The 19,005-nt window shown below is 43.8% G+C and carries 16 protein-coding genes; all 16 read left to right on the forward strand.

Going from position 1 to position 19,005, the window contains the following annotated elements:
- The first annotated feature begins 85 nt into the window (after positions 1-85).
- The 16 genes from MTX11_RS00595 to MTX11_RS00670 all read left to right on the forward strand — a co-directional run bounded on the left by MTX11_RS00595 (position 86) and on the right by MTX11_RS00670 (position 18,988).
- Positions 86-1,144, forward strand: coding sequence for a pilus assembly protein PilM (locus MTX11_RS00595; RefSeq protein WP_243474100.1), 1,059 nt, complete (start codon positions 86-88; stop codon positions 1,142-1,144).
- Positions 1,144-1,782 carry a PilN domain-containing protein gene (locus MTX11_RS00600; RefSeq protein ID WP_180180631.1) on the forward strand — a complete coding sequence of 213 codons (639 nt, stop codon included), beginning with the start codon at positions 1,144-1,146 and terminating at the stop codon, positions 1,780-1,782. Before MTX11_RS00595 ends, MTX11_RS00600 begins: the two co-directional genes overlap by 1 nt.
- Positions 1,779-2,501, forward strand: coding sequence for a type IV pilus inner membrane component PilO (locus MTX11_RS00605; RefSeq protein WP_243474101.1), 723 nt, complete (start codon positions 1,779-1,781; stop codon positions 2,499-2,501). The genes MTX11_RS00600 and MTX11_RS00605 overlap by 4 nt, the downstream gene beginning before the upstream one ends.
- Positions 2,501-3,028, forward strand: coding sequence for a pilus assembly protein PilP (locus MTX11_RS00610; RefSeq protein WP_004732447.1), 528 nt, complete (start codon positions 2,501-2,503; stop codon positions 3,026-3,028). Before MTX11_RS00605 ends, MTX11_RS00610 begins: the two co-directional genes overlap by 1 nt.
- A 17-nt stretch (positions 3,029-3,045) precedes the next feature.
- Positions 3,046-5,199 carry a type IV pilus secretin PilQ gene (locus MTX11_RS00615; RefSeq protein WP_243474102.1) on the forward strand — a complete coding sequence of 718 codons (2,154 nt, stop codon included), beginning with the start codon at positions 3,046-3,048 and terminating at the stop codon, positions 5,197-5,199.
- A gap of 36 nt (positions 5,200-5,235) precedes the next feature.
- Positions 5,236-5,772 (forward strand): shikimate kinase AroK, encoded by a 537-nt coding sequence (gene aroK / locus MTX11_RS00620; protein ID WP_005101380.1) that lies wholly within the window; start codon positions 5,236-5,238, stop codon positions 5,770-5,772.
- Positions 5,773-5,800: 28 nt separating this feature from the next.
- A complete protein-coding gene (gene aroB / locus MTX11_RS00625) occupies positions 5,801-6,880 on the forward strand; it encodes a 3-dehydroquinate synthase (RefSeq protein ID WP_005108517.1) in 1,080 nt (359 codons plus the stop codon).
- A gap of 10 nt (positions 6,881-6,890) precedes the next feature.
- Positions 6,891-7,769 (forward strand): hypothetical protein, encoded by an 879-nt coding sequence (locus MTX11_RS00630; RefSeq protein WP_243474103.1) that lies wholly within the window; start codon positions 6,891-6,893, stop codon positions 7,767-7,769.
- A gap of 449 nt (positions 7,770-8,218) precedes the next feature.
- Positions 8,219-12,694, forward strand: a complete 4,476-nt coding sequence (gene gltB / locus MTX11_RS00635; protein ID WP_243474104.1) for a glutamate synthase large subunit — start codon at positions 8,219-8,221, stop codon at positions 12,692-12,694.
- 73 nt (positions 12,695-12,767) lie between these two features.
- Complete coding sequence (locus tag MTX11_RS00640; RefSeq protein WP_243474105.1) at positions 12,768-14,189, forward strand: glutamate synthase subunit beta; 1,422 nt, start codon at positions 12,768-12,770, stop codon at positions 14,187-14,189.
- A 183-nt stretch (positions 14,190-14,372) separates the two neighbouring features.
- Positions 14,373-14,963, forward strand: coding sequence for a LemA family protein (locus MTX11_RS00645; RefSeq protein ID WP_243474106.1), 591 nt, complete (start codon positions 14,373-14,375; stop codon positions 14,961-14,963).
- Positions 14,964-14,993: 30 nt separating this feature from the next.
- Positions 14,994-16,040, forward strand: a complete 1,047-nt coding sequence (locus MTX11_RS00650; protein WP_243474107.1) for a TPM domain-containing protein — start codon at positions 14,994-14,996, stop codon at positions 16,038-16,040.
- Complete coding sequence (locus MTX11_RS00655; RefSeq protein WP_243474108.1) at positions 16,034-16,594, forward strand: TPM domain-containing protein; 561 nt, start codon at positions 16,034-16,036, stop codon at positions 16,592-16,594. The genes MTX11_RS00650 and MTX11_RS00655 overlap by 7 nt, the downstream gene beginning before the upstream one ends.
- 320 nt (positions 16,595-16,914) lie before the next feature.
- Complete coding sequence (locus MTX11_RS00660) at positions 16,915-17,448, forward strand: hypothetical protein (RefSeq protein ID WP_243474109.1); 534 nt, start codon at positions 16,915-16,917, stop codon at positions 17,446-17,448.
- A 296-nt stretch (positions 17,449-17,744) separates the two neighbouring features.
- Entirely contained in the window at positions 17,745-18,104 is a 360-nt protein-coding gene (locus MTX11_RS00665) for an antitoxin Xre/MbcA/ParS toxin-binding domain-containing protein (protein ID WP_005018086.1), read from the forward strand.
- Positions 18,105-18,202: 98 nt separating this feature from the next.
- Entirely contained in the window at positions 18,203-18,988 is a 786-nt protein-coding gene (locus MTX11_RS00670; protein WP_061519882.1) for a hypothetical protein, read from the forward strand.
- Positions 18,989-19,005 lie beyond the last annotated feature (17 nt).

The following is a 19,005-nucleotide window of genomic DNA, read 5'->3' on the forward strand; positions in this document are numbered from 1 at the left end:
GTTATTGTATCTATATAAAATTATAGACTGGACCAATTGGTAAGTTAGATTAAATTGGGGACAAAAAAATAATAGGAAGTGTATTGTGCGCAGGTTATATCGTAAACCAAATAAGGGGTTAATAGGAGTCGATATTAGTTCGACTTCTGTTAAGGTTTTAGAACTTTCTGTAAAAAGTGGCCGTTACTGGGTAGAGAGCTATGCTTTGATCCCATTATCGGAAAACAGTGTTGTTGAAAAAAACATTTTAAACCCAGAAGCAGTCGCTGATGCCCTTGGGCGTGCAATTAATTTGGGTAATACCCAGTCGAATCAGGCCGCTTTTGCAATTCCTACTTCAATGGTCATCACCAAAATCATTGAGATGGATGCAGACATGTCAGATGATGAACGTGAAGTTCAGATTCGTGAAGATGCGGAACAATACATTCCTTTTCCACTCGATGAAGCGAGTCTGGACTTTGAGGTTCTGTCAGATCGTCTTTCCAATCCGAACCGGGTCAATGTGCTGCTGGTGGCAACACGAATCGAAAATGTCGAAGCACGTTCTGAGGTTTTAGAGATTAGTAGCCTAACGCCTAAGATTGCAGATGTAGAAAGTTTTGCGCTGGAAAATGCCTTTAAAGTATTTTCGGATACTTTGCCGATGGGGGTCAATACGGTTGGTATTTTAGATATTGGTCATAGTATGACGACCTTGTCAGTGATGCAGAACAACAAGATTATTTATACCCGTGAGCAGGTGTTTGGCGGCAAGCAATTGACTCAGGAAATTCAGAATCGTTATGGATTGTCCTTTGAAGAAGCTGGGCGTGCTAAAAAAACCCGTGCCTTGCCTGATGATTATGATATTGAAGTCCTAGAGCCATTTCTGGATGCCGTGGTGCAACAGGCAGCCCGTTCATTACAATTCTTCTTTTCATCTTCTCAGTTTAATGAGATTGACCATATTTTACTGGCCGGCGGGAATGCCAATATTCCAGGTCTGGCAAAATTATTACAACAAAAACTCGGTTACCGTGTCACGATCGCGAATCCATTTTTGCAAATGGGCTTTTCTCCTCAAATTGATATTAAAAAAATTGAAAATGACGCGTCATCACTCATGGTTGCATGCGGTTTAGCCTTAAGGAGTTTTGATTAATGGCAAGAATTAACTTACTTCCTTGGCGTGATGAGCTAAGAATTAAAAGAAATAATGAATTCGTGGCAATCTGCGTGGGAGCACTTTTCTTAGGATTAGCGGCAGCAGGTTCAACCTGGTTTTATTATGATCACAAACTTCAGGATCAGGAGCAGGCCAATCAGCTGATTCAAAGTACCAACCAGAATCTGGATGTGCAGTTAAAGGCACTAGAAGGTTTGCAAGAGCAGCGTAATGCGATTGTCGAACGGATGAAGCTCATTCAAGGCTTACAAACCCAACGTCCGATTGCAGTGCATCTGATTGATGAAATTGTACGGGTGACCCCAAGCAATATGTATATCACCAAATTCCAGCGTACTGGCGACAAGTTTACCATTGAAGGTCGGGCTGAAAGTCCAAATACGGTAGCAGAACTGCTCCGTAATTTGGAAGCTTCATCTTGGTATCGAAATGCCTTTATGAACGCTTTCCTGGTGGCTGAAGAAGCAAAAGAAAAGGCACCAAGCTCGATTATTCCACGTGTGGAAGAGTCTTATGGCAGTTTTACTGTGACGGTAGATCTGGATCAGATCGCTCAGCCAGTACTTAATGAAGAACAACAAGCAGTCGCTACAACTACGGGGGCATCATCATGAGTAATGAAGAATTCGATGAGTTCAGCCAGGATGTCGTCGCTGTACCCAAAAATAAAATGACTGTTGAAAAGTTTTTTCAGCAATTCAATACATTGGATCCAAATAACTATGGTAGCTGGCCTTTGTCGGTCAAAATTACCTGCTGGATTTTTATTGCCGCGCTGGCATTTGCGGTGATTTATTTCGTTATGATCAGAAGCACGATTGAATCGATTTCACAAGCCAGTGCCCAAGAACAAAACCTGCTGAATGAATTCCGTGAAAAAGAATCCAAATTACGCAACTTACAACAATATCAAATCCAGCTTCAGGAAATGGAAGCTCGTTTTAACCAGCAGTTAGAACAATTGCCAAAAGAAACTGAAATTCCGGGTCTGGTTGAAGATATCAACCTGAGCGGTGTGAATTCAGGCCTAAAGTTTAAAAATATCCGTCTGGAACCTGAAATTAAGCAAGAATTCTTTATTGAACAGCCGATTGCGATTGAAGCCACTGGGGATTATCACGCTTTTGGCTCTTTTGTTAGCAGTATTGCCGGCTTATCGCGTATTGTCACGCTGCATGATTTCACCATTACCGGTACTGAAAATAAAGAGAAAAAATCTGAAATTCCGGTCATTGATTATGTGGTGAAAGCCAAAACTTATCGTTATGTTGGTAATGCGGAAGGCGCTGCAGCACAGCCTGAAGCTAATAGCACTACTCAGGGGGCGCAGTAATGAAGAACATTAAAATTACTTCAGCTTTAACGCTTGGGTTTTTATTATTGGGATGTGATTCACGCATTGATGCAGTCAATCAGGAAATGGCCAATATTCGTAATCAGCCGCCTTTACCGATTGAACCTGCGCCTGATTTTATGCCAGTTGAAACCTTCAACTATGCAGCACATCAGATCAAAAGTCCTTTTTTACCAAGCTCTCTGGCTGCCGAACTGAAAATTATGGCGGGGAAACGGGTTTATCCAAACCTATCACGTCAATTGCAACCGCTAGAAAGTTATCCGCTGGAAACGTTAACCATGAAAGGCAGCATGCGCAATCAGGCAGGACAGATTCTGGCTTTAATCCAGACACCTGATGGTGAGGTTGAGCGGATTCAACGTGGTAGCTATATGGGACTTAATCATGGTCGTGTGGTTGGAATTACACCAACACAGATCGATTTGATTGAGATTATTCCAGATGGCCGTGAGGGATATGTGGAACGTCCGCGAAGTCTGGTTCTTATCGGGCCGGCGCCATAAGTTTTAAAGGAATAACAATGAATAAGAGTATTAAAGAATTTATTTTTGGGGATGTTAATACAATGAATCGTGTGTTTCGTCAGTTTTCAATGGGTGCTGTTGCGATTGCGGTGATGCAAGCGGCCAGTGCGCAGGTTTCAATGACCAATGTAGTACCCATGCAGCTTCCTGGACAAGGAACTGAGATTCGGGTGATGTTCAATGGTTTGCCACCACAACCACAAGCCTATCAATTAGAATCGCCGTCACGTTTGATTCTGGACTTTGACAAAGCACAACAGAATTTAAAACAAAGCAGTATTCCGGTGGCAACACGTGAAGCCAGTTCAGTGGATGTCACTTCGGATGCTCAGCGGGCACGTCTAACGGTAAATCTGACCGAGGCTGGAGCCTTTACGACTCGCGTGGAAGGCAATACCTTTATTCTTAAAATTAACTCGGCAACTCCTGTAGCCATAGCTCAACCTGTGCAGCAACAGTCAGCTCAGGGTATCAGTAATATTGGTTTCCAGCGCGGTGTGCAAGGTGAAGGTCAGGTGGTCATTGATCTAGCGGGAAATAATACACCAGTCGATGTACAGCAGCAGGGTACCAAAGTCATTGTACGCACTTTAGGGAGCAAGATTCCTGCACATTTGACCCGCCGTCTTAATGTGACAGATTTCGCGACTCCGGTATCGAGTGTGGATGCTGTGAATCAAAATGGTTCAGGAGTCATTACGATTCAGTCTGCGGAAAGTTATGAATATATGGCTTATCAGACTGATAACAAGCTGACCATCAGTTTGAAACGACCAGAAGCCAAGAGTCCATTGCGTCCTAAAACCGTTGCCTATACGGGTAAGAAAATTTCTTTAGATTTTCAGGACATCGAAGTCCGTCGTGTACTACAGCTCCTGGCTGATTTTACCGATATCAATATGGTGGCTGCAGATAGTGTACAAGGTAACATTACCTTGCGCTTGAAAGAGGTACCGTGGGATCAGGCGCTGGATATTGTGCTAAAAACCAAAAATCTGGATAAACGCCGTAATGGCAATGTGATCTGGATCGCACCAGTTGCAGAGCTGATTAAGGCTGAAGAGGAAGAAGCTAAGGCTATTAAACAGAGTGTTGCACTTGCCCCTATCCAAACTGAATATATGCAGCTCAGTTATGCCAAAGCCGCTGATATTGAAAAACTGATTACACAGAATAAAGGGGCATCTGGCTCAGGTGGTTCGAGTAGCACGAATAATAATGAGGGTGGAGAAAGTTTATTAAGTTCACGTGGTTCAGTATCTGTTGATGCACGAACTAATACCATTATTGTGAATGATACTCAGCTCTTTATTGATAAAATCCGGAATATGGTGGATCTACTTGATGTACAGGTCAAGCAGGTGATGGTCGAAGCACGTATTGTGCGAGCTACCACTGACTTCACCAAAGAGATGGGGGTGAAATGGGGGCTTCTGTCTCAAGGTATAACTGATAATAATCATTTATTGGTAGGTGGTAGTGATACTACATTATGGGATTTAAAAACACCTGATGATGATGGTAAGTATACGATTCAACGACCGGATAATCTTAATGTGGACTTGGGGGTTACTAGTCAGGGTGCAAGCCGTATTGCCTTTGGTTTAATCAGTCTCTCTGATTTTATGCTTGATCTTGAGCTTTCTGCACTTCAGGCAGATGGTTATGGCGAGGTGATTTCTACCCCTAAAGTACTGACAGCGGACAAGCAAAAAGCGACTGTTGCATCTGGTTCACAAATTCCATACCAGTCAGCAGAGGGTGGTGGTGCGAATGCAGTGTCTACCACGGAATTTATTGATGCCACCTTAAGTCTGGATGTTACGCCAAGTATTACGCCAGATGGTAAAGTGCAGATGGAACTCAATATTACCAGTGACTCTCCAGGCAACCCGACACCGACCGGACAACTCACTATTAACAAAAACCAGATCAACACCAATGTTTTGGTGGATAATGGTGAAACAGTCGTTTTAGGTGGTATTTTTGAGCAGGAAACTCGTAATGCGCAAACCAAGGTGCCATTCTTGGGAGATATCCCTTATGTAGGTCGTTTATTCCGTAAAGATTTAAAGGCGGATAACAAACGTGAGTTGCTGATTTTCGTTACACCTCGAATTGTTAATGACAGTGTTTCAAGAAATCATTAATATATTTTGAATTTAACAAAACGAATAGGTGACTCCTTGCCAAGCAAAGAGTTTGAAACCCTACCAAATATTTATTTGGTAGGGCCGATGGGGGCCGGTAAAACAACAGTAGGACGACATCTCGCAGAATTGTTAGGACGTGAATTTCTAGACAGTGATCATGAAATTGAACGTAAAACAGGAGCGACCATTCCCTGGATTTTTGAAAAAGAAGGGGAGCAGGGGTTTCGTGACCGTGAAACTGCTGTCATTAATGACCTTACCTCACGTCCCCATCTGGTTTTAGCCACTGGTGGTGGGGCCATTACTCAGACCTTAAATCGGGATTATCTGAAACAGCGCGGAATTGTTGTCTATCTCTATACGCCGGTTGAAATTCAACTGCAACGTACCTATCGCGATAAAAACCGTCCCCTCCTCCAAGTCGAAAATCCGGAACAAAAGTTACGGGATTTATTGGCAGTCCGTGATCCCTTGTATCGGGAAGTGGCGCATCATATTATTGAGACCAATCAGGGTGCTGCACGAGATCTGGCGCAACGGATTCTCAATCTCATTACTTCTAAAAACTAAGTTCATTGAATAAAGTGGTTAATCAAGCATGCAAACCTTATATGTAGAACTCGGAGAACGCCGTTACCCTATTTTTATCGGGAGCGATCTGGATCCACAAGCCTTATTGGCACCCTATATTCATGGCAAGCAAGTGATGATTGTGAGCAATACTACGGTTGCACCACTTTATTTGCAGCGTTATCAAACGGCGATTGAGGCTTTGGATAAGCGTGTCGCGAACTGTGTTTTGCCTGATGGTGAAAAATATAAAGATAGCCAGTATCTGAATCTGATTTTTGATGCACTGCTTGAAGCCGGGTTTAACCGGGACTGTACTGTGCTTGCGTTGGGTGGTGGTGTGATTGGAGATATGGCCGGGTTTGCTTCGGCCTGTTTCCAGCGCGGTGTCTATTTTATCCAAGTACCGACGACTTTGCTGTCGCAAGTAGATTCAAGTGTCGGTGGTAAAACCGGGATTAATCATCCATTGGGTAAAAATATGATTGGGGCTTTCCAGCAACCGCAAGTGGTACTAGCGGATATGTCGCAGCTTGCTACTTTGCCTGATCGCGAACTTTCAGCAGGCTTGGCTGAAGTGATTAAATATGCCCTACTCGGTGATGAAAAATTTTTAGTCTGGCTTGAAGAGAATATAGATGCTCTGGTCGCTCGTGATGAGAAATTATTGGCTGAAGCCGTTTATCGTTCCTGTGCGCATAAGGCACGGATCGTGGCCAATGATGAGAAGGAGCAAGGGGAACGTGCTTTACTTAATTTAGGTCATACCTTTGGTCATGCGATTGAATCCTACCTGGGTTATGGGGTGTGGTTACATGGCGAGGCTGTTGCCACCGGTATGGTGATGGCTGCGGATCTGTCACAGCGTATGGGTTGGATTTCTCAAGAAGATTTAGAACGTACAAAAAAAATCATTTCTCGTGCCAAACTTCCTGTGGTTTGTCCTAAAATCCCTCTGGATGATTTTCTGGCCTATATGGCACATGACAAAAAAGTCTTAAATGGACAATTGCGTCTGGTGTTATTAAAGCAATTAGGCGAAGCAGTGATTACCCGGGACTTTGATCTCGAGTTAATGAAACAGGCAATTTTAGCCAGTCAAGCATAGGTTTAGTTTTATGGCAGCATTACATACTCCTTGGCAAAAGATTCAGCATTATTTCTGGCTGGTCTGTGGAGTAGGCTGCCTATTTGCTGCCTTAGTCTTTTGGGTGGTGACTGATTCAGATGATGTCATCGAAATTGAAAAAAAGCCTGAAACTGAAGTTCAGTTGCAGATTCAGCCGGAAAAAGTAGCCACAATGACCCATCTTGGTGCACTTTTTCAGGAAGTGAAACCATTGGACCTAAATACGCGTACCGTCGTGAATGCCAGTCATGAGCCGGAATTTCGCGGTACCAAATTTGTCAATGAAGCGAAAAACCAGCACGCCATTGAATTATTTCGTGTGACCAATGAAGCCATTTTAAAAAGTTTTCTTAAGAAACAGTTCGATCGTAAACCTTTTATTTATTTAAGAATCTCGGGTGAAAATCAGCCAGAACAATATGTATTGTTATATGGTCAATATAAGACGGCGGCGCAAGCTAATCAGGCACTCTCTACACTGAAGTTAAATTTACCGGCCTCAGTCAAGCCTGAAGTTGTAGCAATGCAGCAATATGTCAGTCTGGTCAATAATCTGGGTTCAGAGGAGTTGGCCAGTAATCAAAAGCTTTACGAAATTCGTTTGAAAAATGTGCCTTTGCCGAAAGTAGATGAATCGGTACGACTTAGACAGCAGCAAACCCAAACTGAGTCCAAGCCGCGTAGCTCTGATGCTGCGACTACCAGTACCACAATTGTGCGCCGTGATTCATCGGGAAATGTAGTTGATGTACAGAAATCTGAAAGTGCTGTAGAAGGTACACCTCAACCACAAAATAACAATAATCGACCTGCTCAGGGCAGTAATCCGCGTCCTCAAAATAACGAGATTAGTGATCCATTTAATTAGTCTGGTCTAAAATAGCGCATCCAAAAAATTACAGAATTAAAAATGGGCGCTTTTGGTGCAAAAAATGCACATTAAAATTAACCCTTAGAATGCTGTTCTGCGCTAAATCTTTGTCATCTGTATTGTTTTAATTTATGCGCTGTTTGTTGGCATGGAATTTGCTTTATTGGTGCATGAATTGAATTAATCTCCCTGTTTTAGCGCGAAAAATGATTCGATGACACCGTATGAATGTCATATTTATTCCAGATTTTTATGTTATTCATGAGCAGAATAAACTTTATTTGTTATGCATTTAGTCTAAAAAAGGACTAGTCTGAAGAAATAAAGAAAAATGCTTTTGCTCTACCAAGACGGTCTTCGAAAGTCCATTAGACGCCAGCGCAGAGAAAAATTTAGATTGTTTAATAGCCTGTTGAGGCTTCGTGAAAGAAGGGTACGCTATGCACATGCCATCGCCTAACAATGTAGCTCCCGCTCAAGGTTTATACCAACCGGATGAGTTTAAAGATAACTGTGGTTTCGGTTTAATTGCCCATATGCAGGGCGATGCTAGCCATGATCTCGTCAAGACCGCGATTCATAGTTTGAGTTGTATGACTCATCGTGGTGGTATTGCCGCGGATGGCAAGACGGGAGATGGTTGTGGTCTGCTCTTAGCAATGCCGAAAAAATTCTTCCGTGAAGAAGCGAAACGCTTAAGTGATACCACCTTGAGTGAAGTATTTGCTGTGGGTTCGGTGTTTCTAAATCTTGATCCGGCGCTCGCTGCGCATGCCAAACAGGTTTTAAACAAAGAGATTGAAGCTGAAGGTTTAATCGTTTTGGCGTGGCGTGTGATTCCGACCAATGTAGATGCGTTGGGTGAAATTGCGTTGCGGTCAATGCCGGCATTTGAACAGATTATTGTTAATTGTCCAATGGGTGTGACTGAGGTTGAATTTAACCGTAAGTTATTCCTGGCACGCCGTCGTGCAGAGCAATTGTTGGTAAATGATACATCTTTCTACGTCACGACCTTATGTTCAACGGTGATCAGCTATAAAGGCTTGATGATGCCGGAAGCGATTGCAGATTTTTATACAGATCTGGCTGATCCACGTTTGGAATCACATATTGTGGTCTTCCATCAGCGCTTCTCGACCAATACCTTGCCACGCTGGCCTTTGGCACAACCGTTCCGTTACCTGGCACACAATGGTGAAATCAATACCATTACTGCGAATCGTAACTGGGCCATGGCGCGTGTACCAAAATTTGAAAATCCGTTATTACCGGGTTTAACTGAACTGAATCCAATTGTGAACCGTACCGGTTCAGATTCTTCAAGCCTGGATAACATGCTGGAGATTCTGGTTGGCGGTGGCATGGATCTGTTCCGTGCACTCCGTATGCTGGTTCCGCCTGCCTGGCAGAACGTGGAAACACTTGATGCTGATCTTCGTGCTTTCTATGAATTCAACTCAAAACATATGGAAGCTTGGGACGGTCCGGCTGGTCTGGTGATTCAGGATGGTCGTCATGCGATCTGTATGCTGGATCGCAACGGTCTGCGTCCTGCGCGTTGGGTGATTACCAAAAATGGCTATATCACGTTGGCGTCTGAAATTGGCGTATGGGGTTACCAACCTGAAGATGTGATTTCTAAAGGCCGTGTCGGCCCAGGCCAGATGCTGGTCATCGACACGCAGACTGGCAAGGTACTGGATACGCAAGATGTCAATAATCATCTGAAACGTATGCGTCCATACCGTGAATGGTTACGTGAAAATTCTGTGCGTTTGCAAGGCAGTCCAGAGCTGGAAGAATATTTATGTGATCAAGGCTTAAAAGGTGATGGCCTGAAAGCGGCACAAAAAATGTTCATGGTGACCTTTGAAGAGCGTGACCAGTTATTGCGTCCGATTGCTGAAAGCGGTCAGGAAGCTGTAGGTTCAATGGGTGATGATACCCCAATGGCAGTATTGTCTCGTCAGGTGCGCCATGTGTCGGATTATTTCCGCCAGCAGTTTGCACAGGTGACCAACCCGCCGATCGATCCGCTACGTGAATCGATTGTGATGTCACTGGAAACCTGTTTAGGTCGTGAACAAAACGTCTTTGAGCAAGGGCCTGAGCATGCAGACCGCTTGATCATTTCCAGTCCTGTACTTTCTAATTCGAAAATGCATCAGATCCGTACGCTGGGTCGTGCCGGTTATGAAATTGCAGATATTGACTTGAACTATGCTGAAACCGAAGGTCTGGAAGCAGCGATTGCGCGTATTTGTGAAGAATCTGCACAAGCCATTCGTGATGGTAAAACCTTACTGGTGCTTTCAGACAAGAAAATCCGTGAAGGTTACTTGCCTGCCAATGCTTTCATGATTACTGGTGCAGTGCATCATCACCTGATTAATACAGGTTTGCGTACTGATGCCAACCTGATTATTGAAACCGGTTTTGCTCGTGATCCACACCAATTTGCGGTACTCCTTGGCTTTGGTGCAACAGCCATCTACCCATATCTGGCTTATGACGTGATCAATGATCTGGTCGCCAAAGGCGAGTTATTGGGTGACCCAATCTATGCACAAAACAATTTCCGTAAGGGGATTGAGAAAGGCTTATTGAAAGTTCTTTCGAAAATGGGGATTTCTACGGTTGCTTCTTATCGTGGTGGTCAGTTGTTTGAAGCAGTGGGTTTATCTAATGAAGTGGTGGATAAATGCTTCATCGGCGTACCAAGCCGTATTCAGGGTGCAACCTTTATTGATCTTGAAAATGACCAGAAACAGTTGGCGGATATTGCCTGGAAAAACCGTAAGCCAATCGATCAGGGAGGCCTGCTGAAATTTGTCTTTGGCAAGGAATATCATGCCTTTAACCCGGATGTGATCAACTCACTGCATAAAGCAGTACGTTCTGGGAACTACGCAGATTTTAAAGAATATGCGGAACTGGTGAACAACCGTCCGATTGCCACGATCCGTGACCTATTCAAGCTCAAAACAGACAATTCGATTCCAGTTGAACAAGTGGAATCTGTGGAAGAGATCCTGCCTCGCTTTGATTCTGCCGGCATGTCTTTAGGTGCACTGTCACCTGAAGCACATGAAGCGATTGCGATTGCCATGAACACGATTGGTGGTCGCTCGAACTCAGGTGAGGGCGGTGAAGATCCAGCGCGTTACGGCACCATCCGTAACTCGAAAATCAAACAAATTGCATCGGGCCGCTTTGGTGTAACGCCTGCTTATTTAACATCAGCAGAAGTTCTCCAGATTAAAGTCGCGCAAGGTGCAAAACCAGGTGAAGGTGGTCAGTTGCCGGGTGGTAAAGTGAATGGTCTCATTGCCCGTTTACGTTACTCTGTGCCGGGCGTTACCCTGATTTCGCCACCTCCGCATCATGACATCTATTCAATTGAAGATTTATCACAGTTGATCTTTGATTTAAAACAGGTTAACCCACAGGCGATGGTGTCAGTTAAGCTGGTTTCTGAACCAGGTGTCGGTACGATTGCGGCAGGTGTAGCGAAAGCGTATGCCGATTTCATTACCATTTCTGGTTATGATGGCGGGACAGCGGCTTCTCCACTTTCTTCAATTCATCATGCAGGTTCACCGTGGGAACTGGGTCTTTCTGAGGCACATCAGGCCCTTCGTGTGAATGACCTGCGTGGTAAAGTTCGCGTACAGACAGATGGCGGTTTAAAAACCGGTCTGGATGTCGTAAAAGCAGCAATTCTCGGTGCTGAAAGCTTTGGCTTTGGTTCGACTCCGATGATCGCATTAGGTTGTAAATATCTGCGTATCTGTCACTTGAATAACTGTGCGACCGGTGTTGCGACTCAACAAGATCATTTACGTCAAGAGCATTATATTGGCGAGCCGCAAATGCTGATTAACTTCTTCACCTTTATTGCTGAAGAAACCCGTGAATGGCTGGCAGCACTTGGTGTATCGAGTCTGAAAGACCTGATTGGCCGTACGGATCTGCTGGAAGTCTTGCCAGGTGAAACTGCAAAGCATGCACATCTTGATTTAAGTAAATTACTGGAATCACATCCTGCTGCAGAAGGTAAAGCACAGTACTGCGAAGTACAGGGCAATGCGCCATTTGATAAAGGCATTCTGGCTGAAAAGATGGTAGATGAGATTCTGCCTGCGATTGAAGCGGGAACTGGCGGCGAATATAGCTTCACGATCGGTAACTGTGACCGTTCGATTGGTGCACGCCTGTCTGGTGAAATTGCGAAACGCTATGGCAACCTGAGCATGGAAGCCCATCCAGTGAAAGTTCACCTGAATGGTACTGCGGGTCAGTCGCTAGGTGTCTGGAATGCCGGTGGTCTGCATATTAGCCTGGAAGGCGATGCCAATGACTATGTTGGTAAAGGTATGGCCGGTGGTCGCATCTCGATCTTCCCGCCAAAAGGTTCGCCATTCCAGACGCAAAATACCGCGATTATTGGGAACACCTGTTTGTACGGTGCGACTGGCGGTAAGTTATATGCAGCGGGTACAGCGGGCGAGCGTTTCGCGGTGCGTAATTCGGGTGCATTTGCCGTGATTGAAGGTGCAGGTGATCACTGCTGTGAATATATGACCGGTGGCATTGTGACAGTGCTGGGTAAAGTCGGACATAACTTCGGTGCGGGTATGACTGGTGGTTTTGCTTATGTACTTGATCTGGATAATGACTTCGTTGATCATTATAACCACGAACTGATTGAGCTGAACCGTATTTCAACCGAAGCGATGGAAGAGCACAAAGCCTTCTTGGGTCGTATTCTCGATGAACATATTAAAGAAACGGGTAGTGCTTGGGCGTACAAGATCCGCCATGAGTTTGACTTCTACAGCCGCAAGTTCTGGTTGGTAAAACCAAAAGCAGCCAACTTGCAAACGCTGTTAAAAACAACTCAAGCTGATCCACAATAATTCCACTACTGCAGAAACATAGGCAGATGTAAGGCAACTGTGAACCCCCTTACATCTCCCCACGGAGAGAGACATGGCAGAACGCCTGAATAATGACTTTCAATTCCTGGATGTCGCACGCCAAGATCCAGAGAAAAAAGAGATTGATGTCCGCAAAGCAGAATTTGTGGAAATTTATAAGCCTTATACCGCGGAAATTGCAGCCAACCAGACGCATCGCTGCCTAGGTTGTGGTAATCCGTATTGTGAGTGGAAATGTCCGGTACATAACTATATTCCCAACTGGTTGAAACTGGTGTCTGAAGGACGTCTGTTCCAGGCGGCTGAACTGTGTCACCAGACCAACACCCTACCAGAAGTCTGTGGTCGTGTCTGTCCGCAAGACCGTCTGTGTGAAGGGGCGTGTACCCTCAACGACGGTTTCGGTGCGGTGACGATCGGGAATGCAGAAAAATATATCAACGATACCGCCTTTGCATTGGGCTGGCGTCCAGATATGTCCAATGTGCAATGGACCAATAAAAAAGTCGCAATCATTGGTGCAGGTCCTGCAGGACTTGGCTGTGCAGATATTCTGGTGCGTAACGGGGTAAAACCTGTGGTCTTTGATAAACGTCCGGAAATTGGTGGTTTGCTGACTTTTGGTATTCCAGAATTCAAAATGGAAAAAGACGTAATGAAGCGCCGCCGTGAAATTTTCACCGGTATGGGCGTGGAATTCCGTCTGAATACTGAAATTGGCACAGATGTGACCATCGACCAGTTACTTGCAGATTATGATGCGGTATTCATGGGCATGGGCACCTATACTTATATGAAAGGTGGTTTTGCCGGTGAAGAGCTGGACGGTGTCCATGATGCGCTGGATTTCCTGATTGCCAATGTCAACCGTTGCCAAGGCTGGGAAAAAGATCCGGCTGAATATATTAGCGTGGAAGGTAAAAAGGTCATCGTTTTAGGCGGTGGTGATACGGCCATGGACTGTAACCGTACTTCGATCCGTCAAGGTGCTGAATCGGTAGTTTGTGCTTACCGTCGTGATGAAGAAAATATGCCCGGTTCACGCCGTGAAGTGCAAAATGCGCGTGAAGAAGGGGTGAGTTTCCAGTTCAACCGTCAGCCGATCGAAATTGTCGGTGAAAATGGTAAAGTGACCGGTGTGAAATTTATTACTACTCAGCTGGGTGAGCCGGACAGCCGCGGTCGCCGTAGTCCAGAGCCGATTCCGGGTTCAGAAGAAATTCTTCCAGCGGATGCAGTCCTGCTGGCATTTGGTTTCCGTACCAGCCCAGCAGACTGGTTTACCGATGTAGAAATCAATCTGGATGGATCAGGTCGTGTCGTTGCCGCTGAGCAGCAGCAATACAAATTCCAGACTTCGAATCCAAAAATCTTCGCTGGTGGTGACATGGTTCGTGGTTCTGATCTTGTGGTAACTGCAATCTGGGAAGGCCGTCAGGCAGCTGAAGGAATTCTGGATTATCTAGATGTTTAACAGTTGAAAATTCACTGAAATCATTCAAACAACCCGCTATGGCGGGTTTTTTATTTTTGGATATTGTCTAACTTAAAGAGAGGCCATTAAAAAAGATTATAAAAAGTAACAAAACTTTAGAAAATACTGTTTAAAATCAAGTTATTTATATAAATATCAATAAAGAATTGAGGACAAGACATCATGCGTGTATTAAAACAATCTCTCATAGCTTTGATGCTGGTCAGTACCTTAACACTGAGTGGCTGTGGCTATAACACCTTGCAAGTCAAAGATGAAGCAGTAACGGCAGCCTGGTCTGAAGTTCAGAACCAGTATCAGCGTCGTGCCGATCTGGTGCCGAATCTGGTCAATGTAGTCAAAGGCTATGCCGCGCATGAAGAGCAGGTATTGACCGAAGTGACTCAAGCACGTGCCAATGTTGCCGGTTTAAAAGTAGATCGTGAAGTACTAGAAGATCCTGAATTATTCCAGCGTTATCAGGAAGCGCAGTCGCAAATGACCAGTGCTTTGTCGCGTTTATTGGCGGTGACTGAGAATTATCCAGACCTGAAAGCCAATCAGCAGTTCCGTGATTTGCAGGTGCAGCTGGAAGGTACTGAAAATAGAATCGCTGTGGCACGTAACCGTTATATCACTACAGTACAGGACTTCAACTCTTATGCGCGTCAGTTCCCGCAAGTCATGACAGCCAAAGTGATTGGCATGGATACCAAACCAAACTTTAGTGCCGAGCAAAGTGCCCAAAAAGCTCCAACGGTCTCCTTTGAATAATGACTGACTTGTAAATAAGCGAGAAATCAGATGTCTGAGATACTGCTGAAATACTGTGCCGGGTTGCTCCTCATGTTGGCCATGGGGATGGTAGTGCCTGTATCAGCAGAAACTACCACAGCTACGGATACTGAAGAAGTCATTGTGGCGCGCGAAATATTACAAAAGCAAGCTGTGACTAATTCTCAAACAGCCCAAACGGATACTGAAGTAACACCAGCCCAGCAGCCACAAATTGCCGATGATATGGCTGAAGGCCAGATTCAGCGTGATTTACCCAGTCTGAATGAACCGGTGATTGATCAGGCGAATTTACTTAGTCCAGCTGAGAAGCAGGCGATTAGTCAACGCATTTTAAATTTGCATAATGCCGGTAAAGGCCAGATTGGTGTCGTGATTGTTCCGACCACGGGGCAGGAAGATATTTTTGATTATTCCATGCGCGTGGCTGATGCCTGGCAGCTCGGTTCAGCCAAACGCGATAATGGTTTATTGATGACCATTGCCATCAATGATCGCCGTATACAAATTCTGACTGGTTATGGTCTGGAAGGGGTGCTGCCCGATATCGTGGCAGGCCGGATTATCAATGACAAGATCACGCCGTACTTTAAACAGGGCCAATATGCGCAAGGGATCGACTCAGGACTGGCTGAAATAGAACGGATTTTAAATCTTGATCCTGAAATTGCAGCACAGGCGGCGGATGAACTGAAAGAACGTCAGGAACAGGCTTATCAGGCACAAAAAGCCAGTAAAGCGACGTTCAGTAGCGTACTGTTTATTATTGTTGCTGGTGTCGTCGGCTCCATGATTTTTGGCAGAAAACTCAGCGCTGCAACTGCCGCGGTTGCAGGCACAGCTGCCGGTCTAGTCAATGGCATGGGTTTAATCGCCAGCTTAATGATAGGTGCCGGGGTATTCTTTTTACTGGTCACCTCGCTTGCGCAGCTGATTTTACATGCCTTTATGGCAGGTGGTGGCCGCGGCGGCAGTGGTCGTGGTGGTTTTGGGGGCGGCGGCTTCGGCGGTGGCGGTGGTGGATTTGGTGGGGGAGGAGCATCAGGCTCATGGTAACAACGACAGATACGACAGAAATTGTCACGCGACCGAAGCTGGAAGAGCATGCGCAGCCGAGCTTTAAGCGCTGGCTCAAGCATTTCTTTTATATGCCGGCCACCAAGCGTTTTTTCTCCAAGCAGGATCAGCATGCGATTGCAGTCGCGGTGGAAGAAGCTGAGCATGGACATGTCGGGGAGATTCAGGTGGTGATTGAAGGCTGTCTGCCTTCACGATCTGCTTATTATCAGGATACACTTTGTCGTGCCCGTCAGTTATTTGCTGAAATTGGGGTTTGGGATACCCAATATAACAGTGGGGTACTCCTGTATTTGAACCTCTGCGAGCACAAGGTTGAAATTGTGATTGACCGGGGAATTAAGAATGCAACGACCCAACAAGTCTGGGATGAAATCTGTCAAAACATCATTCAAAATCTGGCTCAGCAGAGGTTTAAAGAGGGTGTGATTGAGGGAATAAAGCAGATTGGAGAAGTATTAGATGAGTACTATGATCGGACAATAGCAGATTTAGAAAATGAATTAGGGAATAAACCGATTATTCTGGGGTGATTTTAGTCAACTAACTGACATTTTTTGTCAGTTAGTTACACAAAATAAAACATAATGGTTACAAAAATAAAATTATTTTTTTAAATTGCTGTTTTTTCTATCAATTTTATTATAATAAAACTTGGCACACTTAGTGCTAAATATAAAATTAAGCTAAATGAGCTTTTTCTTTAGGCTTATAAATAAACAAAAAACATTTGTGGAGAATGTTATGAATACAATACAAAAGGGTTTTACCCTTATTGATACTCCATAAGTGTCCATATAAAATGAACAATCCATAAGTAAGTCAATATGGACATAAAAATAATAAATTAGATATGAAGAATCACTATTATCTTTTTCTACTTTTTTCAATCTCCGTTTTTACTCATGCTCAAGAACTAGACTTCATTCAATATTCAGATATTTCATCAATTCCTCAAATTGTTTTGAATCCAAAAATCCAAACAGAACTTCAAACATTGTTAAAGCATGATTATCTAAAATTTCAATCTAATTTTGACAATTACTCAGCGCCATATTTACTGAAAACAGATGAGGCGCTGTATTATGAAGGTCGGTCTGGAAGCACTTTAGATGCTTCATCCGCGATTGTGTTTAAAGATGGGCGATTGTTTGCTGCAATATATTTTTCCAATACCAAGACTTTAAAATACTTTAGCAACGATGCCAGTTGCTCAGAACAGTTACATCCTGCGATTCAAGTTTTTGCTCAGCAGCGTGAAATTCAAGGTATTGAATATGCAACAGCTAGAGCCAATACCGCTTTAAAATATAATTTTGGCCCCGCTTCAAAATGTGAAACCTATTTTAAAAAAAATAGGAAGATAGCTGTGTTAGCGGCAGTGTAAAAATGCCCCCCCTAACGGCATTTAAAAACTGCCCCCTTAGTTAATATAGTGGTCGATTTATTGTTCGTGTTCCATCATTTTTCATCAAAAACTTGCCTTGGAAGCAGCAGGGCGTGGTGTAAGTATGAATCATCAGGTGTCGGCAAAATTAGCTTATGTGACTATTTCTTGTCGTCTAACAAGTAAGAATAACTGGTATGCTACGAACAGGAATAGGTGATCGTTTTATCTAGTAATTTGTGTGATATTGTTAGATTTAAGGCTTGATCAGTAAAATTAGAGCTTGAGGTGATGCTATGACGTTATTGGAACAGCAGGTAGTACCAGCAGCTGTATTGGGAAAGTCAGTACTTAGGGCTGCCAAACTGCTTTCCCTTAGTCAGTCTCAGCTCGCAATAGTGCTAGATATGGATGTTGAGGCAATCACTCAATTGCAAAACCAACCTGAATTAGATCCAAATTCTAAACAGGGGAAATTAGCACTGTTGCTGATTCGTCTATACCAGGCTTTACATGCTTTGACAGGTGGTGATCAGGCTGCGATGAAGATTTTTTTAACGTCCGAAAATAGAGTCACTAGCGGTATCCCAATTCATCAAATAGAAACGATGAGTGGCTTGATTTCTGTTCTTAATTTTGTTGAAGCCCTTGAGTGACAATATACTCCTATGGACTAACTTACAATCAACTTTCACAAATTATGTTGTGTAACGCATGTAACAAGTTGGAATTATTTAAAAAAGGATAACTAAAAATGCAACCGACTGAATTAAAACAATTACCAGACTGGTTGTTAGAACAGTTACCCCAAATAACTGAACCAGCAATTTTATCACTGCGAGATACGAAACTTGTCGTCACTTACCCTGATCGTATGGAAGCAATTCATGAAAGCTTAAAAGACGTACAACACCAGATCCATCATGTCAAACCTACAGATTTACAGATTTTACCAGAGGTTTATCAATATTTTGGTAAGGATAAAGAGAGTGGAGGCTTATTTTTTAAAACCTCTGAGCATCTTTCTAGTAGTTTGTTTTCCTACACCGATAAAAATAAATTTGAGCATTTACAATCTGCTTTACAGACTGCCTTTGAAAATGAGCAAGCATATCTCGCAAATCCAACAGACTTTTTAACTGCCTATCATTTTATTGATACACACCCAGCTTTCTGGACGGTTATTGGTGATGTACCATCATGGCACTGGAATACATGGGGGCACTGCCAAAATGTTTATCACGGTGCATATAATGATGAAGATAATGGGCAATTAGTGATTTATTTAGAAACTGGCTCACATCTCAATAAAGTAGAAGATGGTGGTAAATTATACCAAGAGCATTATCATGATTATCGTTTAGATGTTTGGGCAAATACGTTTGAACAGGCGTTTATCAAGTTGGCGGCAAAGGTGTATAAGTTTTTTGACCATCAAGGTGTTGAGCGCCTAAATGTGCCACATATAAAACCAGCATGGGTTCTGGAGCTTGAAGAACGAATTGCAGAATTTAAAAAATGGAAAGATGAGGAGCTGTGAGTATTCACTATTAGGTG

It is taken from the genome of Acinetobacter lwoffii (assembly GCF_022809915.1).
Classification (GTDB): domain Bacteria; phylum Pseudomonadota; class Gammaproteobacteria; order Pseudomonadales; family Moraxellaceae; genus Acinetobacter; species Acinetobacter lwoffii_M.

Coding starts and splice junctions, on each gene's coding strand:
- MTX11_RS00640 (WP_243474105.1), top strand. CDS start 12,768: ATGGCAGAACGCCTGAATAATGACTTTCAATTCCTGGATGTCGCACGC.
- gltB (WP_243474104.1), top strand. CDS start 8,219: ATGCCATCGCCTAACAATGTAGCTCCCGCTCAAGGTTTATACCAACCG.
- MTX11_RS00670 (WP_061519882.1), top strand. CDS start 18,203: ATGCAACCGACTGAATTAAAACAATTACCAGACTGGTTGTTAGAACAG.
- MTX11_RS00610 (WP_004732447.1), top strand. CDS start 2,501: ATGAAGAACATTAAAATTACTTCAGCTTTAACGCTTGGGTTTTTATTA.
- MTX11_RS00665 (WP_005018086.1), top strand. CDS start 17,745: ATGACGTTATTGGAACAGCAGGTAGTACCAGCAGCTGTATTGGGAAAG.
- MTX11_RS00655 (WP_243474108.1), top strand. CDS start 16,034: ATGGTAACAACGACAGATACGACAGAAATTGTCACGCGACCGAAGCTG.
- MTX11_RS00615 (WP_243474102.1), top strand. CDS start 3,046: ATGAATAAGAGTATTAAAGAATTTATTTTTGGGGATGTTAATACAATG.
- MTX11_RS00605 (WP_243474101.1), top strand. CDS start 1,779: ATGAGTAATGAAGAATTCGATGAGTTCAGCCAGGATGTCGTCGCTGTA.
- aroB (WP_005108517.1), top strand. CDS start 5,801: ATGCAAACCTTATATGTAGAACTCGGAGAACGCCGTTACCCTATTTTT.
- MTX11_RS00600 (WP_180180631.1), top strand. CDS start 1,144: ATGGCAAGAATTAACTTACTTCCTTGGCGTGATGAGCTAAGAATTAAA.
- MTX11_RS00660 (WP_243474109.1), top strand. CDS start 16,915: ATGAAGAATCACTATTATCTTTTTCTACTTTTTTCAATCTCCGTTTTT.
- MTX11_RS00630 (WP_243474103.1), top strand. CDS start 6,891: ATGGCAGCATTACATACTCCTTGGCAAAAGATTCAGCATTATTTCTGG.
- MTX11_RS00650 (WP_243474107.1), top strand. CDS start 14,994: ATGTCTGAGATACTGCTGAAATACTGTGCCGGGTTGCTCCTCATGTTG.
- MTX11_RS00645 (WP_243474106.1), top strand. CDS start 14,373: ATGCGTGTATTAAAACAATCTCTCATAGCTTTGATGCTGGTCAGTACC.